This window comes from Vibrio sp. TRT 2004 (assembly GCF_050113735.1).
GTDB lineage: Bacteria > Pseudomonadota > Gammaproteobacteria > Enterobacterales > Vibrionaceae > Vibrio.
Genome location: NZ_JBNJOH010000016.1, coordinates 1 through 25218 on the forward strand (window position 1 = coordinate 1; position 25218 = coordinate 25218).

Consider the following 25218-nt stretch of genomic DNA (forward strand, 5'->3'; position numbering starts at 1 on the left):
GAGTGGCCAAAGGGATCAGACTGTAAATCTGCTGGCACTGCCTTCGATGGTTCGAATCCGTCCCCCTCCACCATATTGAAGAAACCAGCTCATCGAGCTGGTTTTTTTTCGTCTCTACAAAGTCACATCCATCTCTATCTATTAAGAGTCCAACAAAAAAGCCCCGACAATGCGGGGCAAGTATCAGAACCAATAGGATCTGATGAAGCAAACACGACTAGGGGGTGTTAGCTTTCCACTAAAATAATACGTGTTTCGTAAGGTCTGAGTTTCTGCACCTTGTCTACCTGCGGTCTAAGCTCAGCATAGTTAGCCAACAGGTACCTAGCACGTGACACATCGAAGTTGTCAGGCAAGATACACTCTGTCTCTTGACCATAATAGTTGTTTAGACAGATCAAAGTGGCGGTTTGGCTTTGGCGTCGATAACCGAATATCGCTTCATGATTCGGGTAAAGGTCCAGATAATCACCTGTCGTGATCACATCCCACTCTTTACGTAACTCAATCAGCTTGTGATAGAAATAAAATACCGAGTTTTCGTCCTCTACGGCCGACTTGGCATTCACTTCACGGTAGTTTTCTGCCACTTCTAGCCACGGTGTCGTTTTGGAGAAACCAGCAAACTTGTCATCATTCCACTGCATCGGTGTGCGGGCATTGTCGCGAGACTTTTGTGCCAGAATAGCCATCATATCGTCGTGTGAGACGCCTTGCTGATTGACCATAATGTCGTACATATTGGTACTTTCAACATCACGGTACTGATCAATGCGGGTATAGCCAGGATTGGTCATTCCAATCTCTTCGCCTTGATAAATATAAGGCGTCCCCTGCATCATGTGTATTGATGCGCCTAACATTTTTGCGGATTCAACCCGATACAGTTGATCATTACCTAAACGGCTTACCACTCGAGGTTGGTCATGGTTACACCAGAATAGTGCCCCCCACCCTTTGCCATTAAGACCCGTTTGCCAGTGGTTGAAAATTTGTTTTAACTGGATAAAGTCAAAAGGCGCCTTGGTCCACTTTTCTCCATTTGGGTAATCCGCTTTCAAATGGTGGAAGTTGAACACCATCGACAACTCTTTGTTATCTAATGACGAGTATTGCTGACAATGCTCCAGTGTTGTCGAAGACATCTCACCAACGGTAACGCTGCCATACTTTTGAAATACCGCTGAACTGATCTCTCGGAGATACTCATGAACACGAGGGCCGTCGGTGTAAAAACGACGTCCATCACCAATATCATCGTTCGGAAAGTCTTGCTGCTTAGAAATCAGGTTAATCACATCAAGACGGAAGCCATCGACCCCTTTTTCAGCCCAGAAGCTGATCACCTGTTTGACTTCAGCGCGAACCTGAGGGTTCTCCCAGTTCAGATCGGCTTGCTGCTGAGCAAATAGATGCAGAAAATACTGTCCCGTTTGTTGATCGAGTTCCCAAGCACTTCCGCCAAATTTTGATTGCCAGTTATTTGGTCGCTCTCCATCAACCGGATCTCGCCAAATATAGTAGTCACGATATGGGCTGTTCTTGTCGCCCAACGCAGACTGGAACCAGTGGTGATCAGTTGAGGTGTGATTCACGACGATATCCATAATGATACGAATACCACGTTGATGGGCTTGCTCAAGCAACTGATAAAAATCGGCCATAGTGCCAAAATCTGAGTTAATGGCGTAGTAATCCGAAATATCATAGCCATTATCAATCATTGGTGACTGGTAAATTGGAGTCAGCCAGATTGCATCGACACCAAGGCGCTTTAGATAGTCGAGCTTAGAAATAATGCCTTGAATATCCCCCGTTCCCTTACTTCCGCTATCACAGAAACTTTTGGGATAAATTTGATAGATCGAAGCGGTTTTCCACCAATTTGGATCTTTAGCCATAGCTGTCATTTCTAAACTCACTTACCAAATAAAAATTGAATCTTTGAAAAGAGGAGCGGTGACTGCCCGCTCCTAAATGTATTGCTGAATTACGCGTTCACAGGCTCCAATTCGCCCTTCATTTGTGCGCGCTTATAGAAGAACAGAGTTAACACTGCTGGAAGAGCGATTGCGACGAGCATCGCGACAGCATAAATGCCCCAAAACTGTGGTTGGATTGAGAGAATGCCAGGTAAGCCACCCACACCAATACCATTTGCCATCACGCCAGCGCTACCACAGATTGCCGCGGCAACTGCGCTACCAATCATGGCACTAAGCATAGGGAATTTGTATTTAAGGTTAATACCGTACATTGCGGGTTCCGTGACACCTAGGTATGCAGAGATTGCTGCTGGTACCGAGATATCACGTTCGCCATGTTTTTTACTGATGATAATGATTCCAACAACTGCTGAGGCCTGAGCGATGTTTGACAGAGCAATCAAAGGCCAGATAGGGGTACCACCAAGATCTTGCATCAACTGAAGATCCACGGCATTGGTCGTATGGTGAATACCCGTGATAACGAGTGGCGCATAGAGGAAACCAAATACCATTGAACCAATGACTGCAAAGTCACCCGTCATTGCTGCTTTTGCGGCAAAAGCCACACCATCACCCAGAACTCGACCAAATGGACCAATTAGCGAGTGCGCCAGAACCACAGATACGATAATGGATACAAATGGGACAACAACTAGGTAGAGGTAAGACGGAACAATACGTTTCAAATTGGTTTCGATAAAGGCGAGTGCAACACCTGCTAACATCGCAGGGATAACCTGAGCTTGATAACCCACCTTCTCAATGACAAAGAGGCCGAAGTCCCATGCTTCTGGTACTTGCTTACCAATCAAATACGCATTCATCAATTGAGGAGAGACAAGCGTCACACCCAATGTGATGCCTAAAATCGGTGTACCCCCCAGCTTTTTCACCGTAGACCAACACACACCAACGGGAAGGAAGAAGAAAATGGCTTCGCCAATTAACCACAAGAAGCTGTGCACCGTTGCCCAAAATTGACTGATTTCAGTCAGAGTCTGGCCATCAAACATCTTGATGTCACCAATGACATTACGGAAGCCTAAAATTAAACCACCCGTAATAATCGCAGGTAGAAGCGGAACAAAAATTTCAGCTAAATGGGAGATTCCACGTTCTAGGATGTTCATGTTTTGGCGAGCCGCGAGTTTAGCCTCATCTTTCGATGCCGCTTTTTGTCCGGTCAGTTCAATCAGAACTTTATACACTTCATCGACTTCAGTACCGATAACCACTTGAAACTGCCCCGCATTGGTAAAGCAACCTTTTACCATTGGCAGCGCTTCTAATGCTTTCTCATCGGCTTGCTCAGTATTGTTTAGTACAAAGCGAAGACGCGTTAAACAGTGGCTTACGCTCGCGATATTATCGCGTCCACCGACTAACTCAATCAGACGCTCAACTTCTTGTTTCGCAATCTTACTCATATCCATGTCCACCCTAATTGGATTCTCATTCATGTCTAAATCAACATCAGACTTACAAACTGACCTGTTTTTATAATTATGGGAATGTTCCCATTTGTGCTTATTATATTGTCAGATCCAATACTAGATAAAAATGGGAACAGTCCCATTAATTGAATGAGATCACAGTATAATTTTAATTCACTTTGAAAATAACGGCTTAGAGAGCAAGCGGCTGCTGAGTGATATGAACCTGTTTCAGCTCACCATTTATTTGAGAGATCAATAAATTAGCGGCTTTTTCTCCCGCAAGGGAATAACCTGGATCAATGCTAAAGACTTTTGGAAAAAGGAAAGAAAGTAGTTCATTTCCCCCTACCCCTGTCACCACGACATCTTCTCTGTCGAGCTCTTGAAGGCGTTTTATCACACCAAGTGCCAACGTATCACTGGCACAAACAATCGCTTCTGTTCGGGCGTCGAGTACGCTATCAACCAGTAAGTAGGCACTTTCATGATTGAGTTGTCCTGTTTGATAATGGGCTTTAATTGCGTGCTGTTCACACCAATTTAGGTATGCCTCTAAACGTAGCTTTCCCGTTGTTTTATCGCTCGGTGAGACTCCGATAAATGCGATGTGTTGGAGTGACTTTTTCTGCAAATATTCCAGAGCTTTGGTGATCACTTGCGTGTTGTCGTAGTTGATAGAAGAGACTTGATCTGTATCCATGGCAATAACGACTGAGCAGTTTTTCCAGCTCGCCAGCTTGGAAATATCGAAATCGCTAAAGCCAAACACAATAACACCATCTACATTTCGTTTTTTCAGGACATCGAGATGTTCATTGGTTTTCTCGCGATCAAACTGGCTCTCCATAATAACAACATCATAGCCTGCATCGTATAAGGTACTTAGCATGCTGCCGACGGCTTTATTTTCTGATGGCGAATCGAGGCGAGATATGATGACCCCAACCACCTTCTGGCTGCCTCCACGCATGGCTTGTGCAGATTTTGATGGCACATAACCACACTCTTGAATCACCTGCTCAACTTTGGCTCGAGTTTCAGGCTTCACCTTAGGATCATTGGTCAAGACGCGAGACACCGTCGACTTACCGACACCAGACAGCTTAGCTATATCAAGAATGGTTAATTTTTTGCTCATAGGTTATTTATTGGGTCTAATAGTTAAATGTTAAAAGGAGGCGAACGCCTCCTTAATACTATCCGAACACATTTATTGGCTGATACAATTTTTATACACGACACGCCCTAGCTCTAAGCGAGCTTCACTGCCCTTAGTAAAGAGGGTCACTGGGTTGAGGGCCTGCGCCGTGCCATCATCAAGAATGTATTTTGTCCCTGAGCCAGAAGGAACTTGAACCAGTCTATAGTCATGCTCTGGTAACCTCAGTAATGCCAAAGGTTGATTGGGCATAAAGGCGACTTTGAAGGTTTTATCTGCACTGCACTGATAAAACTCGAAATCACCTTGATAGGCACTATCACGCTCTACAGCATTATAAGAACACGCTGTTAAAACGAGTCCAATCATCGCCGTGAGTAACACTCTAGATTTCATGATTCCCTCCTGACAAGATTACAGCGGACAACCTGATTTTGTTTACTTGACGAGATAGTCTGGTACTTGCTTAATGCTATCGAGTACCACTGAGGCTAACGCTTCACCTTTCTCAGTCACTGGTTTGCCAGTACGAACAAGAATCTTAGTTCCGACACCAGCAGCGTCAGCCGCCATCATGTCTTCCGCCTTATCACCAACCATCACTGAGTTGGCCATATCAATGTTTAAAAAGTCACGAGCAGAGATAAACATCCCAGGTTTTGGCTTACGACAATCACAATCTTCCTTATATTTACCCTGACCTTGCTCTGCATGATGAGGGCAGTAATAGATCCCATCTAGCTCAACGCCATTATCAACGAAATTCCAATCCATCCACTGAGTTAGTGATAGAAAACGATCTTCACTGAACATGCCACGTGCAATACCAGACTGGTTAGTCACAAGGACAAGCAGATAGCCCATCTCTTGGAGCTTTTTCGTCGCTTCAAACACACCTTCAATAAACTCAAAATCGTGTTCGTCATGCACATAGCCGTGGTCAACGTTGATTACGCCATCTCGGTCTAGAAAGACTGCAGGTTTTGCCAAAATATGCTTCTCGTTTTTGCTTTGATTAATAAGAATTATTGCACGCTTTATTTCTTTCATCACTATCTAATTACTAAACGATTGGGCAAAAAATACGTTTAGACGTCTAGACGTAAAAATATCTATTGACACCAATCACGCAAACCCATAGCATCCTCTAGTAAATGAGATGTGGCTCAAAATAATCTTCTGCTGCTCATCCAATCTGATAGTGGGTTTCTCGATGATTGAAATTAATCAAGTTAATAAGGTTTTCTTCCAAGGCACTAAGGAAATTCACGCCTTGAAAGAGATAAACCTTCATATTCCTCAAGGAACAATCTTTGGTGTTATTGGCTCATCAGGAGCAGGGAAAAGTACGCTTATTCGTTGTGTCAACATGCTAGAAGCACCAACGACAGGCTCGATCGTGGTTGATGGCGTGGATCTCACTAAGCTGTCTAAATCTCAGTTGAGTGAAGCTCGTCGTAATATTGGGATGATCTTCCAGCATTTTAATCTGCTGTCGTCACGCTCTGTGTATGACAACGTGGCACTGCCGTTAGAGCTCGCGGGCAAAGATAAAGCGCATATCAACCAAAAAGTGACAGAGCTACTTAAGTTGGTAGGCCTAGAAGATAAACACGAAAGCTACCCTGCTAACCTTAGCGGTGGTCAAAAGCAGCGTGTTGCCATCGCTCGCGCACTGGCTTGCGATCCTAAAGTACTTTTATGTGATGAAGCCACCAGTGCACTAGATCCAGCGACAACTCAGTCTATTTTAGAGCTGCTCAGAGAGATTAACCGCAAGCTTAACATCACCATTCTCCTGATCACTCACGAGATGGATGTTGTGAAAAGTATTTGCCACCAAGTAGCTATTATTGGGGGTGGTGAATTGGTAGAGAAAGGCAGTGTTGGTGAGATCTTCGCGCACCCTAAAACCGAGCTAGCTCACCAGTTTATTCGTTCAACATTGGATCTTTCTATTCCTGAAGATTACCAAGCTCGTCTACAGGACACGCGCGTTGAGAACAGCTACCCACTAGTGCGTTTAGAGTTTACTGGCGCGACTGTTGATGCACCACTCATGAGCCAGATTGCTCGTAAATTCAATATTGATGTCAGCATTTTGAGTTCCGATCTCGATTACGCTGGCGGCGTTAAGTTTGGCATGATGGTCGCCGAACTGTTCGGCAACGAACAAGACGATAATGCTGCCATTGAATTCCTGCGCGAACACAACGTAAAAGTAGAGGTACTGGGTTATGTCCTTTAATGAAATTTCACAGTGGCTGAACTTAAACAGCAACCTACTTATTGGCGCAACACTTGAAACTCTCTATATGGTCGCTGTCGCTGGTATTGTCGGCTTTGCAATAGGCATCCCGTTAGGTGTTGTTTTACACACGACTAAAAAAGATGGCCTGCTCGAAAACACTAAGCTCAATAGTGCGCTTGGTGCCATCGTAAACATTGGTCGCTCTGTACCATTTCTTGTCTTGATGGTAGCGATCATTCCAGTCACTAAGTTATTAGTGGGAACCTTTATCGGCACAACAGCGGCAATTGTTCCTTTGACCATAGGTGCGATTCCATTTGTCGCTCGTCTTATCGAAGGCGCATTGCTTGAAGTCCCAACGGGACTTGTCGAAGCTGCGCAGTCTATGGGCGCGACACCGTTGCAGATCATCTCAAAGGTATTACTCCCAGAAGCAATGCCAACTATCGTCAACTCCGTCACTATCACGCTAGTCACTCTAGTGAGTTACTCTGCAATGGCGGGAACGGTCGGAGGTGGAGGTTTAGGTGACGTAGCCATTCGCTACGGATTCCACCGCTACGATGTGGTGATCATGGCAGTGACAGTCGTCATGCTCATCGTACTGGTACAAATTATTCAATCTATTGGTGATGCGATTGTGCGTCGCGTCGATCACCGTTAATAATAAATTAAACATTAATCACAGATTTTATTTATAAGGAGATAGTGATGAAATTCAGTCTTAAAGGTATTTTGGCTATCGCTGCAGCAGCGTCTGCACTGGTTCTGGCAGGTTGTGGCGATAAAGAAGCCGACACAAGCAAAATCAAAGTTGGTGTTATGGCTGGTGCTGAAGCGCAAGTTGCTGAAGTAGCAGCAAAAGTGGCTAAAGAAAAATTCGGCCTAGAGGTTGAGTTAGTGACTTTCACCGATTACGTAACACCAAATGCAGCGTTGGATGACGGTTCAATCGATATCAATGCATTCCAACATAAACCATACCTTGATCAGCAAGTAGCAGACCGCAGTTACAAACTGACAATTGCGGGTAACACCTTTGTTTACCCGATCGCAGGTTACTCTAAGCAAGTAACATCTGTTGAAGAGATCCAAGATGGCGCTCGTATTGCGGTACCAAACGATCCAACAAACCTTGGTCGTTCTTTACTGCTTCTTGAGCAACAAGGTCTTCTGAAACTTCGCGAAGACGTCGGTCTACTAGCAACGGTTCGTGATATCGTTGAAAACCCAAAAAACATCACAATTGTAGAACTTGATGCAGCTCAGCTACCACGTTCACTTGATGACGTTGCACTTTCAGTGATCAACACTACATACGCGAGCTCAATCAATCTGACACCACAAAAAGACGGTATCTTCGTTGAAGACAAAGAGTCTCCATACGTAAACCTTATCGTCGCTCGTGAAGACAATGTCCAAGCTGAAAACGTACAAAACTTCGTTAAGTCTTACCAAACTGAAGAAGTGTACAACGCAGCATCAGACATCTTCCAAGGTGGTGTAGTTAAAGGCTGGTAATCCACAACTCGCTTAAACATTCGCTAAGGGCTGACGAGATTCGTCAGCCCTTTTATTTTTGTTCCGGCTTTTTGATACGTTCAAAATAGTTATCAATAATGGCTTCATAGCGACCATCTTGTTTCATTTCTCGCAATGCCTCGTCGAATCGCTCTCGCAGCCAAGCATGTTCCCTCAACTTAGAAAAAGCGATATAGCTGGGTGTCGCTTCAATAGGAGGAGAGAGGATTTCTAACACCTTATCCATCCCCTCACTAGCAATGATACTTCGAGCACCAAAACTGTTATTCACCCATATATCCGCCCGTCCGGTTCTCACCAGATGTGCACAGTCGCGGGTATGGTTGCGCCTAAAGACCATTTTGAAACGGCTCTCTGCAAGTAAAGCGTCCATTCTTGCGCCGTAACTCACTCGGTTAACAACGCAGATAGTTGAATTGGATAAATCAGAGGTTAAGAATAAGTCACTAGAGATATTACTGTTTGTCTTCACGACTAAGCTGATGTTTTGTGTGAACAATATCTGGTGACTAAAATCGGCAAACTGTTCTCTTTGTGGATTTTTAAATGCTGTAAAAATTGCATCGGCTCGACCAAATTGGACATTACTTAACGCCCTCGCCCATGGCAATACTTCGATAGAAATTGGAACATTGAGTTGTTTAAATACCGCTTCGACTAATTCGACCGCCACTCCGGAAAGTTCATCTTCGTGGCTGACAATATACGGTGGGTATTCAAGGGTAACGAGTTGAATTGGCGCTTCACTACGAACGTTAAAAGCGAGCCAAAAAAACAATGCAGATAACGCGATACGTCGAATCATGAACAAAGAAACTCAAAAGAGTTGAGCGATTCTGTTAAGCGCTGTTTAGCCGCAAGAGATACCACTGTCTGATTTTCATTTAACCTCCGAACTCACTGCTATAGTGGTAAGTAAAGTTCACCGCATTCACTTGTCAACTCGAATTGCACGAATCATCATTGACAAAAAAGCCAGAGCGAATGCTCTGGCTTTGAAATTAACCAATATCTGTATCGTGGTTAAGGTGTGTAATACGTTGCCGCACCTGGACCTACAGGTAGACCCAAGACAAATACCCACACATAGAACAGCAGACTCCAACCTACGATGAAACAAATAGAGTAAGGAAGCATAGTTGCGATAAGTGTACCAATACCTAGATTCTTCATGTAGCGAGTCGCTACGGCTAGGATAAGACCAAAGTAGCTCATCATAGGTGTAATGATATTGGTGGTCGAATCACCGATACGGTATGCAGCTTGAATCGTTTCTGGCGCATAACCCACTAGCATTAGCATTGGAACAAAGATAGGTGCTGTTACTGCCCACTGAGCCGACGCTGAGCCGATCATTAGGTTAATGAAGCCACACATCAAGATGAATGCGAAGAACAACATTGGGCCTGTCAGACCAATATCTTGTAGGAAGTTAGCACCTGCAACAGCAAATACCTGACCAAAGTTAGTCCACTTAAAGAATGCAACAAACTGAGCAGCGAAGAACACCAACACAATGTACATACCCATAGAAGACATCGATTTAGCCATCGCATCGATCACGTCGCGATCCGTCTTCATCGTGCCCGTTACTTTGCCGTAAACAAAGCCTGGGATGGCAAAGAAGACAAAGATAAACGCTACGATACTCTTAAGGAATGGCGAACCAGCAACGGTACCCGCATCTGAACGAAGTACACCATCTGCAGGAACAATCGTCCAAGCAAGAAGCGCCGAAACGACAACAACAGCAAGACCAGCTAATTTAAGACCTTTCTTTTCAATATCCGTCAGTTTACCCATAGAGTCGTTTGACAGATCTTCCGAGGCTTCCTCATCATTGTATTTACCAAGTTTAGGCTCAACAATTTTCTCAGTAACAAACGCACCCATTGCAGCAATAAAGAACGTCGACACAAACATGAAGTACCAGTTAACTTCTGGACCAACTGTATAAGTCGGATCAATCATTTGTGCTGCGGTTTCGGTAATACCAGAAAGTAGCGGGTCAACGGTACCAATCAGTAGGTTCGCAGAGTAACCACCAGAAACACCAGCAAACGCTGCTGCAAGACCAGCAAGAGGGTGACGACCTAAAGAGTGGAATAGCATTGCAGCCAGTGGGATTAGAACCACATAGCCAAGCTCAGACGCGGTATTTGAAATGATACCAGCGAAGACTACCGTTACTGTAACCATGCGCTTTGACGCACCCATTACCATGCCGCGCATTGCAGCAGATAGAAGGCCAGAGTGCTCTGCGATTGCCACACCTAACATAGCAACAAGTACTGTACCTAACGGTGCAAAACCAACAAAGTTTTTAACTAGGTTAGTAACGATCAGTTGGAGACCTTCGGCGTTAAGCAGGCTCACAACATGAATCATACCATCTGCTGCACGGCCCTTAGCGCCTTCTGGGCGAGGGTCCATAACAGAAACTTCAAAGTAACCAGCAATGCCTGATGTAACTAGGATCGCTAAACAGAAGATGGCGAAAAGAGTGATTGGGTGGGGTAAAAGGTTCCCCAAATATTCAACAGTATCAAGAAAGCGTGTAAACAGCGGCTTTTTTGGCGAGTTTTGTTTAATCGAAGCAGATGAACTCATCTGTTCCCTCCTTGTAGTTATTCCTGTGCAAATGTGACAAAAATGTTCCAAATGCCGGCAGAGATTACTCGACAAAACTCTCAATTAGAAATTCAAAATGTTACAAAGTGTGTAAAACTCAATTCAATTTAACTAAAAATAAACAAAAAATTAGCAAACATGGCTAATTTTAAATCAAAATCCAGAATTATAGTTCAATGCCACGCATTTGCTATCAGAATGAAACATAATCTAACCTCTTGATTCGATTCAGGGTGATAGGAAAGCGCCCAAGATGAGAGTGACCTATTGCACACCATCTTGGACGATTAAAACCCTTGTTGAGAAAAAAGAGTCAATTGACGATTTTTAAACCAACCTCAAACATCCGTCGCACTATTTTTGCACTGCTTTAAACCTTGGGTTCGATTTACATATCACATAGAGTCGCCCACGACGTTTTACGATCTGGCAGTCAGGATGACGACTCTTGGCACTCTTTAATGATTTCACTACTTTCATCTATTGGTCTCCTTTTTCAAACTGACCGAAACGACGTCTAAAGTTCGCCACACGACCCTCTTTTTGAATCACTCGTTGCTTACCTGTATAGAAAGGATGAGACTTCGAAGAGACTTCAACGGTGAAATAAGGGTAGGTTTTCCCATCACTCCATTCGATTGTTCGATCTGTTTGTAGCGTAGAACCAATCAGAAAATACTCATCGACACTGGTGTCGTGAAAAACAACTGTTCGATATTGTGGGTGGATATTTGCTTGCATGATAAGCTCTCTCAAATTGTTATGTTATAACATATTAATTAGTAATCATTCTCAACAATCATTGCAAGCTTTTTTTATGATACTTTTGCTGTAACCCTATCCACAGAGTAAAGAAGACCATGTATTCCGTAGAGCCGATCGGTTTTATTGAAAGCCCATACAAAGAGAAATTTGCCGTTCCCCGTCAACCAGGTTTAGTGTCCGCTGCCCGCTCTCGTGTCAGATTAACAGGAGCAGCAAACAGCCCTGAATCACTGCGTGGCATTGAGCAGTTCTCTCATGTTTGGTTGCTATTTTTGTTCGATCAGAATCTAGACGCAGGCTGGAAGCCAACCGTTCGTCCACCTCGTCTTGGCGGCAATGAACGAATTGGTGTCTTTGCTTCACGTTCAACTTTTAGACCAAACGGTATAGGTATGTCTGCGGTGAAAATAAAGGGAGTCACCAAACAAGGGGATCAGATCTACTTAGAGCTCGGAAATGTCGATTTGGTTGATGGTACACCTATCATCGATATCAAACCCTACATCCCCTACTCCGATGCGATTACGGCGGCAAGTGGAGGCTATGCTGAAGGAGAACCCGAGACTTATCCCGTCAACTTTTCAGCCGCCGCCTTATCTCAGTTGCAGCAGCACAACGAGACTGAGTATGTTACAGCGGTGATAGAACAGGTTTTGGCACAGGATCCTCGCCCAGCCTACAAAAAAAATAAGCCCGACAGTAAGGAATATGCGGTAAATTTGTTCGATCTTAACGTTAAGTTCATGGTCACCGATAACTTAATAACGGTTACTGCGATTGAAAGCTTTTGACAAAGGCAATTGGCTGATATTATAAGCGGCTAACAATTTTCCCTTGTGGGACTTCCATACTTCAATCCATTGCGGCTTGAGTATCTAACTTTAATAAACGGATAAGTTAAATGCGTACCAGTAATTATCTTCTTTCTACTCTGAAGGAGACTCCAAACGACGCAGAAGTAGTGAGCCACCAGCTCATGCTACGTGCAGGTATGATCCGTAAGCTGGCTTCAGGTCTATACACCTGGCTACCTACCGGTCTACGTGTTCTGCGTAAAGTCGAAAACATCGTTCGTCAAGAGATCGACAATGCAGGCGCTGTCGAAACTTTGATGCCCGTTGTTCAGCCGTTTGAACTATGGGAAGAAACAGGTCGCAGCGAGAAGATGGGCCCTGAGCTATTGCGCTTTACTGACCGTCACACTCGTCCGTTTGTACTTAGCCCAACGGCTGAAGAAGTGATCACTAGCCTAGTGCGTAATGAAGTGAGCTCTTACAAGCAGTTACCGCTAAACCTGTACCAAATCCAAACTAAGTTCCGTGATGAACGTCGCCCACGTTTCGGCGTAATGCGTGCTCGTGAATTCTGCATGATGGATGCGTACAGCTTCGATATCGACAAAGCGGGTCTAGAGAAATCTTACCAAGCTATGCATGACGCTTACTGTAAAGCTTTTGACCGTATGGGTCTTGAGTACCGTCCTGTATTGGCAGATTCTGGTGCTATTGGTGGTAGTGGTTCTCAAGAGTTCCACGTGCTGGCTGAAAGCGGCGAAGACCTCATCGCCTTCTCTACTGAGTCTGATTACGCAGCGAACATCGAGAAAGCAGAAGCGGCAGCGCCTGCTGGCGATCGCGCAGAACCAACACAAGAGATGACGCTAGTCGACACTCCAAACGCGAAAACTATCGCTGAACTAATAGAGCAATTCGATCTACCAATCGAGAAAACGGTTAAAACTCTATTCGTTAAAGCATCTGATGAAGTAGACGCTGAGATCATCGCACTTATCATCCGTGGCGACCACGAACTGAACGAAGTGAAAGCGGAAAACCTACCGCAAGTTGCAGCGCCTCTAGAGATGGCAACCGAAGAGCAAATTCGTGCGCTTATCGGTGCAGGTCCTGGCTCTTTAGGCCCTGTTGGTCTTGAGCTACCATTCATCGTTGACCGTACTGTAGCAGTAATGAGCGACTTTGGTGCTGGTGCGAACATTGATGATAAACACTACTTCGGTATCAACTGGGGTCGTGATGTTGAGCTAGGCCAAGTTGAAGATCTGCGTAACGTTGTTGAAGGTGATCCAAGCCCATGTGGTCAAGGTACCCTAATGCTAAAACGCGGTATCGAAGTCGGTCATATCTTCCAGCTAGGTAACGTTTACTCGGAAGCAATGAACTGTGGCGTTCTTGGCCCTGATGGTAAGAACGTCATCTTAGAGATGGGGTGTTACGGTATTGGTGTATCACGCGTAGTGGCTTCTGCTATTGAGCAAAACCACGACGAATACGGCATCATCTGGCCTGACGCACTTGCTCCTTTCCAAGTTGCTATCGTACCAATGAACATGCACAAATCAGAAGAAGTACAGCAAGCGGCAGAGAAGCTATATGCTGAACTCACAGCAATGGGTATTGAAGTTCTATTCGACGATCGTAAAGAACGCCCAGGTGTGATGTTCTCGGATATGGAACTTATCGGCATTCCTCACACTATCGTGATTGGTGATCGTTCAATGAAAGAAGGCAACTTCGAGTATAAGAACCGCCGCTCAGGTGAGAAAACAGCCGTAGCGATGGCTGATATTGTTGAACACGTAAAAGCTCAGCTAGCATAAGCTTCCGCTAAGATATAAAAAGGCCGATGGAGACATCGGCCTTTTTTTGTTCTGAAGAGTTAGATTATTAGTGCTCGTTACGCTAAACCAAAGGCTCTGTTGGTGCCTGACTGGCGACCTTTTTGGGAGCAAAAGCAACATCCCTTAGCGCCGCAGAATTGCCATCGATAAGTTCACCAAAATGGAAAATACCAAACTCACCTGGTTTCATACGATGCCACTCTTCGTTATCAGTCAATGGTTGCGTCGCAATAACCGAAACTATGTCATTAGGTGTTGTTTCTTCTTGGAAATTGATCTCCACATCTTCATCAATCAGTGACGCTTTACCAAACGGAGCGCGACGCGTTATCCAATAAAGATGGTTGGTACAATATGTCATGACAAACTCACCGTCTGACAGCAGCATATTGAAGACACCTTTCTCTTTCAGTTGTTCGCAACACTCGGCAATAAAACGAAATACGCCGACCATATCTTGTGGAGGTTGTGGATAACGCAGCTCCATTTGATTCAATAACCAGCAAAATGACAGTTCACTATCTGTTTGGCCGACAGGGCGATGACGACCCGAATCTAAGCCTTGATAGTCAGTGAGTTGCCCATTATGGGCAAAAGTCCAGTAACGTCCCCAAAGCTCTCGGGTAAATGGATGGGTGTTTTCAAGGTTCACTGCTCCACGATTCGCTTGGCGAATATGGCTAATCACTGCACAGCTTTTAATTGGATAGTTCTGGACCAGTTCAGCAATTTTTGAATCACAGCTAGGGTTGGGATCTTTAAAATTACGAAAGCCCTTGCCTTCGTAAAAAGTAATGCCCCAACCATCACGATGCGGACCGGTATTGCCACCACGTTGCATAAGACCGGTAAAACTAAAACAGATATCGGTTGGCACATTGGCGCTCATTCCGAGCAGTTCACACATGGTTTTAAAAACTCCCTATACAGCAACCGTATTAGTGCAAAGCACTAATACGGTTTACAACCCTTGATAAAGGGTTACTTTTCCATTTCTTTTTCAATCAGTTGGATCACAATGTGAATAATCTTGATGTGGATCTCTTGGATGCGGTCTGCGTAACCAAAATGAGGGACACGGATTTCAATATCCGCTAGACCTGCCATTTTACCACCATCCTTACCGGTTAGAGCGATGGTCTTCATACCCTTAGCGTGCGCAGCTTCAATCGCTTTAAGGATATTGCCAGAGTTACCTGAAGTCGACAGGCCAAATAGCACGTCACCTTTTGAACCTACCGCTTCTACATAACGAGAGAAGACATACTCATAACCAAAGTCATTGCTGACACAAGATAAATGGCTTGGGTCTGAAATCGCAATGCCTGGCAAACCAGGACGATTTTCGCGGTAACGGCCTGTCAGTTCTTCTGCAAAATGCATCGCATCACAGTGTGAACCACCATTACCACATGACAGTACTTTACCGCCTTGCTTAAATGAATCCGCAATCATTTTCGCCGCAGCTTCAATTTGAGCGATGTTATTCTCGTCGCTCAAGAACTTGTTTAGAACATCAGCAGCTTCATTCAATTCGCTTTTAATCAGGTCCTGGTACATAGGTTTTTCTCTAATTTTTGTAATAAATAGTTCTGTGAACAAGACAGAAACGGTTATCTACAGAGTTTACTCAAACAATTCTCACTGTCGATAGCTTGCCGATAACATTTACCGCTTTCTTGCCATTCTCCGCTCACAATTTCCGCACAGCTCGCCATTTTTAGACCTTTGACTCTACTTAGATCACTTTTTGAACAAATACAGGTTTTACATTTCATTAATATTTTGATTACACTTAACTGGTTAGACCTCTTACCCGTCACCGGCGAATAACCAACTATAAATCGCCGCAAAAGGAATATACATATGGACATTTTGCTCTCTATTCTTGGCTTTACCACGGTACTGGCAGTCTGCCTCTATCATCGCACCTCACTGCTAGTGTCGATTGCTGCACTGGCTGTAACCATGGTTGCGCTTTCAATTTTCGGTTCTGCTGGTTCACTTAGTTGGATACTGTTTATCGCGGCAATTGCTACCTTAGCGGTTCCATCAATCCGTCAATCTCTGATTAGCAAGAAAGCGTTATCGCTGTTTAAAAAAGTGTTGCCTGCTATGTCTCAAACAGAGAAAGAAGCACTCGATGCAGGTACGGTTTGGTGGGAAGCAGAACTGTTCAAAGGCAAGCCAGATTGGAAAAAGCTTCACGACATCAAAGCCCCTCAATTGAGCGCAGAAGAACAAGCATTCCTAAACGGCCCTGTGAACGAAGTCTGTGCCATGGTCAATGATTACCAAGTCACTCATGAGCTTGCCGATTTGCCACCTGAAGTTTGGCAATACCTAAAAGACAACAAATTCTTCGCGATGATCATTAAGAAAAAATATGGTGGCTTAGAGTTTTCAGCGTATGCACAATCCCTAGTATTGCAGAAACTGACCGGTGTCTCTGGGGTGCTGTCTTCAACGGTTGGCGTTCCTAACTCATTGGGTCCAGGTGAACTGCTGCAACATTACGGTACCACTGAGCAAAAAGATTACTACTTGCCTCGACTTGCAGAAGGTAAAGAGATCCCATGTTTTGCCCTAACTAGCCCTGAAGCGGGTTCAGATGCGGGCTCAATTCCAGATTTTGGTATTGTCTGCAAAGGTGAGTGGCAAGGTAAAGAAGTGCTTGGTATGCGTCTGACGTGGAACAAACGCTACATCACACTGGCGCCAGTTGCGACTGTGTTGGGTCTAGCGTTTAAACTGCGCGACCCAGATGGCCTACTTGGTGATCAACAAGATATTGGCATCACCTGTGCCCTTATTCCAACACATTTAGAAGGTGTTGAAATTGGCAACCGCCATTTCCCACTTAACGTGCCTTTCCAAAATGGTCCAACACGTGGCCAAGACCTGTTTGTTCCTCTTGATTTCATCATCGGCGGTCCAAAAATGGCTGGCCAAGGCTGGCGTATGTTGGTTGAGTGTCTGTCGGTAGGTCGTGGTATCACTCTGCCTTCAAACTCGACGGGTGGCATTAAGTCCGCCGCTTTAGCCACGGGAGCCTACGCTCGTATTCGCCGTCAGTTTAAGCAACCAATCGGCCACATGGAAGGTGTCGAAGAGCCATTGGCACGCCTTGGCGGCAATGCTTATGTCATGGATGCTGCAAGTAACCTAACAGTCGCGGGTATTGACCTTGGTGAGAAACCATCCGTCATCTCTGCGATTGTAAAATACCACTGTACTCACCGTGGTCAGCAAAGCATCATCGACGCTATGGACATTGTCGGCGGAAAAGGCATCTGTCTTGGCCCTTCTAACTTCCTTGCTCGTGGTTACCAAGGTGCGCCCATTGCGGTGACAGTTGAAGGTGCAAACATTCTGACTCGCTCTATGATCATCTTTGGTCAAGGTGCTATTCGTTGTCACCCTTACGTATTGGAAGAGATGAATGCAGCCTACTCAGAAGCCTCAGACGCGCTAGACAAGTTTGACTCTGCGCTGGCTGGACACGTCAGCTTTACCATGAGTAATCTTGTTCGCAGCTTCTGGCTTGGTTTAACAGATGGTCGTTTCTCGGATGCACCAGTCAAAGATGCCACAACGCGTTACTACCAGCAGCTTAACCGATACAGTGCCAACATTGCCTTCCTCTCTGATATTTCAATGGCAGTGCTTGGCGGTTCCCTGAAACGCAAGGAACGTCTATCTGCTCGCTTGGGCGATATTTTGAGCCAGTTGTACTTAAGCTCTGCAACATTAAAACGCTTTGAGAGTGACGGCCGTATTGCAGATGACCTACCTTTAGTACATTGGGGACTACAAGATAGTCTGAAACAAACTGAGTTGGCGATTGATGAGTTTTTAGCAAACTTCCCGAACAAAGTCCTCGGTAAAGCCCTGCGTCTAGTCATCATGCCGTTTGGTCGAGTTCGTAAAGCACCGAGTGATAAGCTGGATAGCCAAGTGGCTCAAATTCTGCAAACACCGAGCGAAACTCGTTCACGTATTGGCCGTAACCAATACTTGGCAGCAACTGAGTTCAACGCGGCAGGTCGTATTGAGCAGGCTCTAGAAGTGATTCTGCAAGCAGAGCCAGTATTCAACAAAATCTGTGAGCAGCTAGGTCAACGTCGCCCATTCTTGCGTCTAGATGAAGTCGCTCAACTGGGCCTCGAAAAAGGCATCATTGATGCTGACGATGCGAAACTACTGACTGAAGCAGAGCAACATCGCTTATACGTCATTAACGTTGATGACTTCAGCCCAGAGGAACTGGCCGCAAAGCCAATGCCTCTGCTTCAACCAGAGATGGATGAAGTGGCGTAACCCAACTTAAAACTGAAACAAAGGGCTGCAATCGCAGCCCTTTATTTATTCTTGTATCAAAGAATGTCTAGAGGAAAGACGGCAGCCCCATTAACGCGGGTCCCATTAACGACTCACTACTTTTTAGGCATATCGAGTTGCATTTCCGGCAATGCTTGTCTGCTTGCCTTTAGCTTACGCATAACAAACCAAACCGCGATACCCAATATCAGTACCACCAAATTACCCACACCAATTAGAATCATGGTACGAGTGCGTTTAGCTTCGCGCATCTCCATCATTTGAATTTCTTCCAGCATTTTTTGCTGCTTGAGACGCTCTTCTTCCTGCAAACGACGGGTTTCGGCAATATCTACCTCTTCTACCACGCTGTATGTGTGTTCACTGATCGGGAAAATCAGTGGTCGCTCAGAGCCCATTTCGGTTGCAAAGGCTTTACCATGCCAAGCATAGAGACCAAGATCGGCACTGTAAGGAATCTCAAGTGTCAGCTTATTGCTCTCCTCGCCCGCACTGCCCTGAACGGTGGTCAACGCACCATTGGGAGAGGTATGCTCAACGTGACCGGCAATCGAGCCTGGTTTAATCATTCCCTGCTCACCTGCAAAGACAATCTGGTTAGGACTCATTTCTTCACGAGACTGAATAAAGGTAGCCAACAGGGGCGATGGGTAGACTAAAACCTCTTGCTCTTGAGCACGCAAGAACACGCCATTACCAGAAGTGATTCTGACACGATACTTGCCTGGCTCACTGGTAATAGGCAAAGCAACGGTGAAAATACCATCGCCAGCAACCTCATCAAGATCCTTACCATCATCAGCGAACTCACCAATTACTTCAGGTAATGGACGTGCCTCCTTCACCAACGACTCTTCATTCTCGACATATTTCGTAAAGGTCACTTTCAGTTTCACACGATCAAGAAAATCTCTTAATACGAGTGGCTGATTGTCTGAGGTCAAGCGGGCATTAAACTTAATCGACTCTCCTTGATACAATCGAGTCGGCAGCGTGTCCGTGGACAGCTCAAGATGAGAAATCAGCTTTATCTTGTTCTTGGGAGTCACTTTACCAATTGCTTGCCAAGGGCCAGGCATAGGATTATCAATGGAAACGATGTCCATTGAAGGTTCTTGGTACCAGCGAACATTATCTGGACTACGCCAGGCATAATATTTCTTGCCGTCGGGTCTCACTAAGACCACTGGTTGAGAACTTTGCGCTCGGTAGATAACAAAGGTAATTTGCTTAATCGACGGGTCGACTCTAAAGCGATTATCCAACAACGACATTGAGGTTCCTTCGGCAGCATAGCCTAACGAACTAAATACAAAACCTAAAATGGCAATCCAAAACCTCAACATCCTTTCTCCTACTGACGCCAGAGACAGCTACCGCTTTTCTCTACTATGTCTAATCTACTTTGGTGGGCTTCTAATTCATCGGCTGTTGCACGTAAAACCTTTAGCGATTTTCGACCACTTGCCGCACGTTTTATGACTTCGCCCTCTTCACCTCCAGAGCTCCCTGCATTGAACTGCAGCGAAGTCTGTCCACCCGTCATTAGCAGATAAACATCTGCCAGAATCTCGGCATCGAGTAATGCCCCGTGGAGAGTACGGTGAGAGTTATCTATACCGTAACGATCACAAAGTACGTCAAGGTTGTTTCGCTTGCCAGGGAAGATTTTCTTCGCCATTGCCAGCGTATCGGTCACTTTACAATAGTCAATCGTCTTGCCGATGCTAGGGTCAAGCATCCGAAACTCATTGTCCATGAAGCCAACGTCGAAGGGCGCATTGTGCGCCACCAGCTCAGCCCCTTTGATGAAGTCTAGAAATTCAGCATGGACATCACGATAGTCTGGTTTGTCGACCAAAAACTCATCGGTAATACCGTGAACTTCTACCGCATCAGGCTGAATCTCACGATCGGGTTTGATGTAGACATGGAAATGACGCCCTGTCAGTTTGCGGTTTATGATCTCCACAGCACCGATTTCAATGATTCGGTGATCCTGATAGTGAGGTCCACCCTCACGGTTCATACCTGTGGTTTCTGTATCGAGTACAACGATACGATGTTGATTAGAATTGTTGCTGGTATTCATAACAATATGTGTGTCAGACTATGCCAATAATGTGCTTAACCCAATAGTATCAAATCATGACGAAACAGGTGGAAATTTTCACTGATGGTTCTTGTTTAGGTAACCCAGGTCCTGGTGGTTACGGAATCGTACTCCGCTATAAACAGGTCGAAAAAACGCTCGCCAAAGGTTTTACCCTTACCACAAACAACCGTATGGAAATGATGGCTACCATTGTCGCCTTGCAAGCTTTAAAAGAACCATGCGACGTAATTCTAACGACCGACAGTCAATATGTTCGTCAAGGTATTACTCAGTGGATACACAACTGGAAAAAGCGCGGCTGGAAAACAGCAGACAAGAAACCCGTTAAGAATGCCGATCTTTGGCAAGCGCTTGATACAGAAACCCAGCGCCATAGCATCGATTGGCGCTGGGTCAAAGGTCACGCAGGGCATAGAGAAAACGAAATGTGTGATGAATTAGCCCGTACCGCAGCGGAAAACCCAACCGATGAAGATGTCGGTTATCAGCCTAGCTAGTTGGAGCTAGACTGTCGGCTCGACACTTTGTAATTGACGCCAACTGGCGTCAATTTTCGTTTTAACTTCCAGTGAGGCTTAATTAGCTTGAGTGGATAAGTACGTTTTCGTGCCACGATAAAATAGAGACTTCCCGCAGGTGCCGCCCAATCGCCAAGGCTGTTCTCCAACCAAGTCCACATAGTGCGATATTTCTGCATAGGGAACAGTGCGTAACTGTCGCACTCCAACACCTGATAGTTTAATAGCCCAAGCCAATCTTTAACTCGATTGGGCGTAAACATCCGACCGCTCCATGGTAAATTGTTACGTCGCCAAGGCATTAAGCTCGCAAGCCCAGTAAAACTGATTGGGTTGAAACCCGTTATAATCAGGTAACCATCATCAATCATGACTCGGTCAACTTCTCGTAACATACGATGAGGATCGTTACAGTAGTCAAGTTGATGGGACATCAGCACGGCATCGAAACTTTTTTCCAGAAAGGGCAAATCGTAACCATCTGCAATCACATTGTGCAAAGGGTTCTGGATATCTAAGTGAACTTGATGTTGAATGTTACAGTTGAAGCTGGTTAACTCGCAGCTCAACCCGCCCAGCTTAAGTAGGTGATATCCGAATAGTTTTGGGCACCATTCGTCAATGCGGGTTTGAATTGAATCACTGACCCACTGGCCATTTTTTAGCTGAGACCATGAATGAGGCTTTTCAAGCTTTTTTCTGCTAAGTGCTGGTTTCATATATAACCTGCTTCACCCTGGTAACTGGAGACACAACCATGTTGAATATCAAAAGCATACCCGCATTTAATGATAATTACATCTGGCTAATTGAAAATAGCGATCGTCGTTGTGCTGTGGTTGATCCAGGTGACGCGACCCCAGTCCTCACTTACCTAAAAGAGCACGAACTGAATTTAGAGGCAATTCTCATTACTCACCACCACAATGACCATATTGGTGGTGTTGCTGAGCTGGTACGACAGTTTCCTAGCGTCGATGTTGTCGGACCCGCCAACGAACCTGTACCCACCTTAACTCATGCCGTCGATGCAGGAGATCAAATAGAGCTATTTGATGAAATCTTTTTTGTTCTAGGTTTAGAAGGCCATACTAGTGGCCATATCGGCTATGTCGGAGATGGAAAGCTATTCTGTGGTGACGTGCTGTTCTCTGCCGGATGTGGGCGCGTATTTGAGGGAACGATGGAACAGATGCATAACTCTCTCAACAAACTCGCAGCCTTGCCAGAAGAGACGGAGGTCTACTGTGCACACGAGTACACCACCAGCAATCTGGCCTTTGCACTGGCCGTTGAACCAGAAAATAGTCAGTTGCAACAATATCGAGACGAAGTAAACCGCTTAAGAGCGCAAAACAAACCGACGTTACCGACTACCATTCGCCGAGAAAAGTGGATCAATCCATTTTTGCGTACCGATCAGCCTAGCGTTATCCGCTCCGTATCAAATAGAACCTCTCAAACTGATCCACTCGCGATTTTTACTGCATTACGTGAGTGGAAGAACGAATTTTAACGATTTGCTGCTTGTCACCTACTGAGAGAGGCAAGTATTATCAGCAGCCAAATAGTAAAAGGGCTGTGCAATGCGAGTTAAACACAGCTGGGTATTGGCATTACTCTTAGCAGGTTGTCAGCTTACCCAGCCGACCGATTCTGGAGAAGCCGTCTCTCCAGATACCAACAATCCAACCATAACACCGACTGAGCCTGTAGCTCAGCCAGAAAAACCGGTAGTCAAAGTAGAGCCGGTGGTCACACCGCAAACTCAGCAAGACGTCTGGCAGCGTATCGCGATGCAACTCGATATGCCGATCCCTGATCACCAACTGGTCGATTACTACCGCACATGGTATTTGAAGCATCCAAATCATTTAAAAACGGTTTCGCAACGCGCCGAACCTTTCCTATATTTGATTACAGAGAAGATCGAGCAACGTGGCTTGCCACTGGAACTGGCACTTCTTCCTGTCGTTGAAAGTTCATTTGATGCCTTCGCTTACTCTCATGGTAGTGCCGCTGGTTTATGGCAGTTTGTTCCCGGTACGGGCGAGATGTACGGTCTCAAACAAAACTTCTGGTACGATGGTCGTCGCGATGTCCCCGCTGCGACAGATGCTGCACTCGATTACCTGACTTACCTAAATAAGCGTTTTGATGGCGATTGGACACACGCGATTGCCGCGTACAACAGTGGTGGCGGCCGTGTCTCCAGCGCTATCCGCAAAAACAACAAACTCGGTAAGCCAATCGACTTCTTCTCTCTCGACTTACCAAAAGAAACCAGTGGTTATGTGCCAAAATTACTGGCTCTGGCAGACATTGTCGCCAATCAAGAAAAATACGGCATTGAAATCCCACCTATCGCCAACCGACAGGTTGTGGAATTGGTCAATCCAAAAGAACAGCTCGACCTTGCTATCGCGGCTAACTACGCTGGTATCAGTGTCAAAGAGCTGCAAAGCTTGAATCCAGCATACAACCAATGGGCTACAGCACCAGATGGTCCACACCAGTTGCTGCTACCTATCGACAACGTCGCTCAGTTTAACAGTGCGGCTAGCAAAAACCGTGGTAAAGGGATGAAAGTGGTACGCTACAAAGTGAAATCTGGCGATACTTTGAGTGTTTTGGCTGAGAAATATAACACGACAGCCCAAGTCATCCGCACTGCGAATAATATTAGCGGCAATAACATCCGAGTCGGCCAACACTTAATGATTCCGACCTCAACTCGTGACGACAAAGCGTATGCCCTCAGCGCATCAAACCGCTTAGCTAAAACGCAGTCTGAAAGTCGAGGTCAGTACAAACTGACTCATACGGTACGTTCTGGCGATAGCTTATGGTCCATTGCTAAAGCCAGCAAAGTGTCTCACCAATCTCTTGCGAAATGGAATGGAATGGGACCAAGAGATACCCTGCGAGTTGGGCAGAAACTGGTTATTTGGAAAAATAGCTCTGATGGCGCCGTCGTCAGAACCGTCTTCTATAGCGTTCGCTCAGGAGACACGATCAGTGGTATTGCCACCAAATTTAAAGTGAAGTCCAATGACATCGTCAAATGGAATGATCTGAGCAATCAGAAGTACCTCAAACCAGGTCAAAAGCTGAAGCTGTATGTTGATGTAACTAAGGTAAGTGTATGAGCCCCTCAAGTAACCCTATTATTATGCTGGTCGATATCTTCCGTTCGCCTAGCGCCTGTTTTCTCGCTCTCTACCAACGTGGAGCTTGGGGCTGGCAACCATACATTTTCTTAATTCTCTCTCCATTTTTATTTTGGGGAGCGTACTTTGATATGGTCAACTTTGATTGGCTGAGAGAAACGCTTGCGGCTCAGTTGGCGGTCACGAATCCTAAGCAACTTGAGCTTTTAGACGCAAACACCCTTATGGCCAGCGAAATCATCAGCGATATTGCAGGCAGAACCCTGACTATCTTGATGCTAGCATTTTGGTTCAACCTAGCAACGAAGCCAAGCCAGCATCAACATGGCTTTTGGAAGTGGTTCGCCGCAAGTGCAGTCATTACCTTCCCTGCTATCATTGGCGACTTAGCAAGTTACGTAAGTGCGCTACTGAAACATGGTCAGGTGTTAGTTTATGCCGCAGATCTCAATAGCCTTAATGGTTTTCTCAAGCTGCCACTCACCAATCCTTGGTCTCAATTTGCCAGTTCATTCCCAATACTGCTCCCTTGGTACATTGCCTTGGGCTATGCCGCGGTCGGGACTTGGACTGAGTTTGAACGAGGTCAAGCTCTTGCTATTTCAGCGCTTCCATGGCTAGCCTACTACCTGATCTGGGCGCTTTATATTGTCATTTTTTAAT

24 protein-coding genes are annotated in these 25218 nt (G+C 45.4%); 10 read left to right on the forward strand and 14 right to left on the reverse strand.

Annotation, left to right across the window (positions count from 1 at the left end; translation table 11 throughout):
- Nucleotides 1-227: 227 nt before the first annotated feature.
- The 5 genes from treC to gmhB all read right to left on the reverse strand — a co-directional run bounded on the left by treC (nucleotide 228) and on the right by gmhB (nucleotide 5573).
- Nucleotides 228-1910, reverse strand: a complete 1683-nt coding sequence (gene treC / locus ACQEXR_RS08655) for an alpha,alpha-phosphotrehalase (protein WP_426952195.1) — start codon at nucleotides 1908-1910, stop codon at nucleotides 228-230.
- Nucleotides 1911-1990: 80 nt separating this feature from the next.
- Nucleotides 1991-3415, reverse strand: a complete 1425-nt coding sequence (treB, locus tag ACQEXR_RS08660) for a PTS trehalose transporter subunit IIBC (protein WP_331416094.1) — start codon at nucleotides 3413-3415, stop codon at nucleotides 1991-1993.
- A gap of 199 nt (nucleotides 3416-3614) precedes the next feature.
- Entirely contained in the window at nucleotides 3615-4562 is a 948-nt protein-coding gene (treR, locus tag ACQEXR_RS08665; RefSeq protein ID WP_138973419.1) for a trehalose operon repressor TreR, read from the reverse strand.
- A gap of 72 nt (nucleotides 4563-4634) precedes the next feature.
- Nucleotides 4635-4979 carry an MliC family protein gene (locus ACQEXR_RS08670; RefSeq protein WP_138973420.1) on the reverse strand — a complete coding sequence of 115 codons (345 nt, stop codon included), beginning with the start codon at nucleotides 4977-4979 and terminating at the stop codon, nucleotides 4635-4637.
- A gap of 42 nt (nucleotides 4980-5021) precedes the next feature.
- Nucleotides 5022-5573, reverse strand: a complete 552-nt coding sequence (gene gmhB, locus ACQEXR_RS08675) for a D-glycero-beta-D-manno-heptose 1,7-bisphosphate 7-phosphatase (RefSeq protein WP_331426873.1) — start codon at nucleotides 5571-5573, stop codon at nucleotides 5022-5024.
- Nucleotides 5574-5796: 223 nt separating this feature from the next.
- On the opposite strand from gmhB, the gene metN reads away from it, so the two are divergent.
- From metN to metQ, 3 genes are read left to right on the forward strand one after another with little or no spacing between them, the layout of a single operon-like run.
- Nucleotides 5797-6831: a methionine ABC transporter ATP-binding protein MetN gene (gene metN / locus ACQEXR_RS08680; RefSeq protein ID WP_138973422.1), complete on the forward strand. Its 1035-nt coding sequence runs from the start codon at nucleotides 5797-5799 to the stop codon at nucleotides 6829-6831.
- Nucleotides 6821-7498 carry a methionine ABC transporter permease gene (locus tag ACQEXR_RS08685; RefSeq protein WP_269376720.1) on the forward strand — a complete coding sequence of 226 codons (678 nt, stop codon included), beginning with the start codon at nucleotides 6821-6823 and terminating at the stop codon, nucleotides 7496-7498. The genes metN and ACQEXR_RS08685 overlap by 11 nt, the downstream gene beginning before the upstream one ends.
- 47 nt (nucleotides 7499-7545) lie before the next feature.
- Nucleotides 7546-8355, forward strand: coding sequence for a methionine ABC transporter substrate-binding lipoprotein MetQ (gene metQ, locus ACQEXR_RS08690; RefSeq protein ID WP_331416098.1), 810 nt, complete (start codon nucleotides 7546-7548; stop codon nucleotides 8353-8355).
- 52 nt (nucleotides 8356-8407) lie between these two features.
- Here metQ and ACQEXR_RS08695 read toward each other — a convergent pair whose 3' ends face one another.
- The 4 genes from ACQEXR_RS08695 to ACQEXR_RS08710 all read right to left on the reverse strand — a co-directional run bounded on the left by ACQEXR_RS08695 (nucleotide 8408) and on the right by ACQEXR_RS08710 (nucleotide 11748).
- Nucleotides 8408-9181, reverse strand: coding sequence for a substrate-binding periplasmic protein (locus ACQEXR_RS08695; protein WP_427020139.1), 774 nt, complete (start codon nucleotides 9179-9181; stop codon nucleotides 8408-8410).
- Between the two features lie 218 nt (nucleotides 9182-9399).
- Nucleotides 9400-10986 carry an AbgT family transporter gene (locus ACQEXR_RS08700; protein ID WP_331426866.1) on the reverse strand — a complete coding sequence of 529 codons (1587 nt, stop codon included), beginning with the start codon at nucleotides 10984-10986 and terminating at the stop codon, nucleotides 9400-9402.
- A 375-nt stretch (nucleotides 10987-11361) separates the two neighbouring features.
- Entirely contained in the window at nucleotides 11362-11487 is a 126-nt protein-coding gene (ykgO, locus tag ACQEXR_RS08705) for a type B 50S ribosomal protein L36 (RefSeq protein ID WP_009847431.1), read from the reverse strand.
- Nucleotides 11488-11748: a type B 50S ribosomal protein L31 gene (locus ACQEXR_RS08710; RefSeq protein ID WP_331416100.1), complete on the reverse strand. Its 261-nt coding sequence runs from the start codon at nucleotides 11746-11748 to the stop codon at nucleotides 11488-11490.
- Nucleotides 11749-11867: 119 nt separating this feature from the next.
- On the opposite strand from ACQEXR_RS08710, the gene tsaA reads away from it, so the two are divergent.
- Both tsaA and ACQEXR_RS08720 read left to right on the forward strand, forming a co-directional pair.
- Nucleotides 11868-12563 carry a tRNA (N6-threonylcarbamoyladenosine(37)-N6)-methyltransferase TrmO gene (gene tsaA / locus ACQEXR_RS08715; protein WP_427020140.1) on the forward strand — a complete coding sequence of 232 codons (696 nt, stop codon included), beginning with the start codon at nucleotides 11868-11870 and terminating at the stop codon, nucleotides 12561-12563.
- Nucleotides 12564-12673: 110 nt separating this feature from the next.
- Entirely contained in the window at nucleotides 12674-14389 is a 1716-nt protein-coding gene (locus tag ACQEXR_RS08720; protein WP_427020141.1) for a proline--tRNA ligase, read from the forward strand.
- Between the two features lie 82 nt (nucleotides 14390-14471).
- Here the strand turns inward: ACQEXR_RS08720 and ACQEXR_RS08725 are convergent, their stop codons facing one another.
- Both ACQEXR_RS08725 and lpcA read right to left on the reverse strand, forming a co-directional pair.
- Nucleotides 14472-15317 carry a class II glutamine amidotransferase gene (locus tag ACQEXR_RS08725; protein WP_426952201.1) on the reverse strand — a complete coding sequence of 282 codons (846 nt, stop codon included), beginning with the start codon at nucleotides 15315-15317 and terminating at the stop codon, nucleotides 14472-14474.
- Between the two features lie 74 nt (nucleotides 15318-15391).
- Nucleotides 15392-15970 (reverse strand): D-sedoheptulose 7-phosphate isomerase, encoded by a 579-nt coding sequence (lpcA, locus tag ACQEXR_RS08730; RefSeq protein ID WP_331426859.1) that lies wholly within the window; start codon nucleotides 15968-15970, stop codon nucleotides 15392-15394.
- Between the two features lie 306 nt (nucleotides 15971-16276).
- On the opposite strand from lpcA, the gene fadE reads away from it, so the two are divergent.
- Complete coding sequence (gene fadE, locus ACQEXR_RS08735) at nucleotides 16277-18730, forward strand: acyl-CoA dehydrogenase FadE (protein WP_427020142.1); 2454 nt, start codon at nucleotides 16277-16279, stop codon at nucleotides 18728-18730.
- Nucleotides 18731-18846: 116 nt separating this feature from the next.
- On the opposite strand, the gene ACQEXR_RS08740 is transcribed toward fadE, so the two are convergent.
- Nucleotides 18847-20097 carry a TIGR03503 family protein gene (locus ACQEXR_RS08740; protein ID WP_138973434.1) on the reverse strand — a complete coding sequence of 417 codons (1251 nt, stop codon included), beginning with the start codon at nucleotides 20095-20097 and terminating at the stop codon, nucleotides 18847-18849.
- An 8-nt stretch (nucleotides 20098-20105) separates the two neighbouring features.
- Entirely contained in the window at nucleotides 20106-20843 is a 738-nt protein-coding gene (dnaQ, locus tag ACQEXR_RS08745; protein ID WP_331426855.1) for a DNA polymerase III subunit epsilon, read from the reverse strand.
- Between the two features lie 56 nt (nucleotides 20844-20899).
- Between dnaQ and rnhA the strand changes: the two genes are divergently transcribed.
- On the forward strand, nucleotides 20900-21364 hold the full coding sequence (gene rnhA / locus ACQEXR_RS08750; protein WP_138973436.1) for a ribonuclease HI: 465 nt from the start codon (nucleotides 20900-20902) through the stop codon (nucleotides 21362-21364).
- On the opposite strand, the gene ACQEXR_RS08755 is transcribed toward rnhA, so the two are convergent.
- On the reverse strand, nucleotides 21361-22104 hold the full coding sequence (locus ACQEXR_RS08755) for a class I SAM-dependent methyltransferase (protein ID WP_138973437.1): 744 nt from the start codon (nucleotides 22102-22104) through the stop codon (nucleotides 21361-21363). The two genes, rnhA and ACQEXR_RS08755, sit on opposite strands and share 4 nt — an antisense overlap.
- 38 nt (nucleotides 22105-22142) lie before the next feature.
- Between ACQEXR_RS08755 and gloB the strand changes: the two genes are divergently transcribed.
- The 3 genes from gloB (at nucleotide 22143) to ACQEXR_RS08770 (ending at nucleotide 25217) form a co-directional block, all read left to right on the forward strand.
- Nucleotides 22143-22901 carry a hydroxyacylglutathione hydrolase gene (gloB, locus tag ACQEXR_RS08760; protein WP_426952207.1) on the forward strand — a complete coding sequence of 253 codons (759 nt, stop codon included), beginning with the start codon at nucleotides 22143-22145 and terminating at the stop codon, nucleotides 22899-22901.
- Between the two features lie 70 nt (nucleotides 22902-22971).
- Nucleotides 22972-24534 carry a LysM peptidoglycan-binding domain-containing protein gene (locus tag ACQEXR_RS08765; RefSeq protein ID WP_427020143.1) on the forward strand — a complete coding sequence of 521 codons (1563 nt, stop codon included), beginning with the start codon at nucleotides 22972-22974 and terminating at the stop codon, nucleotides 24532-24534.
- Complete coding sequence (locus ACQEXR_RS08770; RefSeq protein WP_269376703.1) at nucleotides 24531-25217, forward strand: YIP1 family protein; 687 nt, start codon at nucleotides 24531-24533, stop codon at nucleotides 25215-25217. Before ACQEXR_RS08765 ends, ACQEXR_RS08770 begins: the two co-directional genes overlap by 4 nt.
- Nucleotide 25218 lies beyond the last annotated feature (1 nt).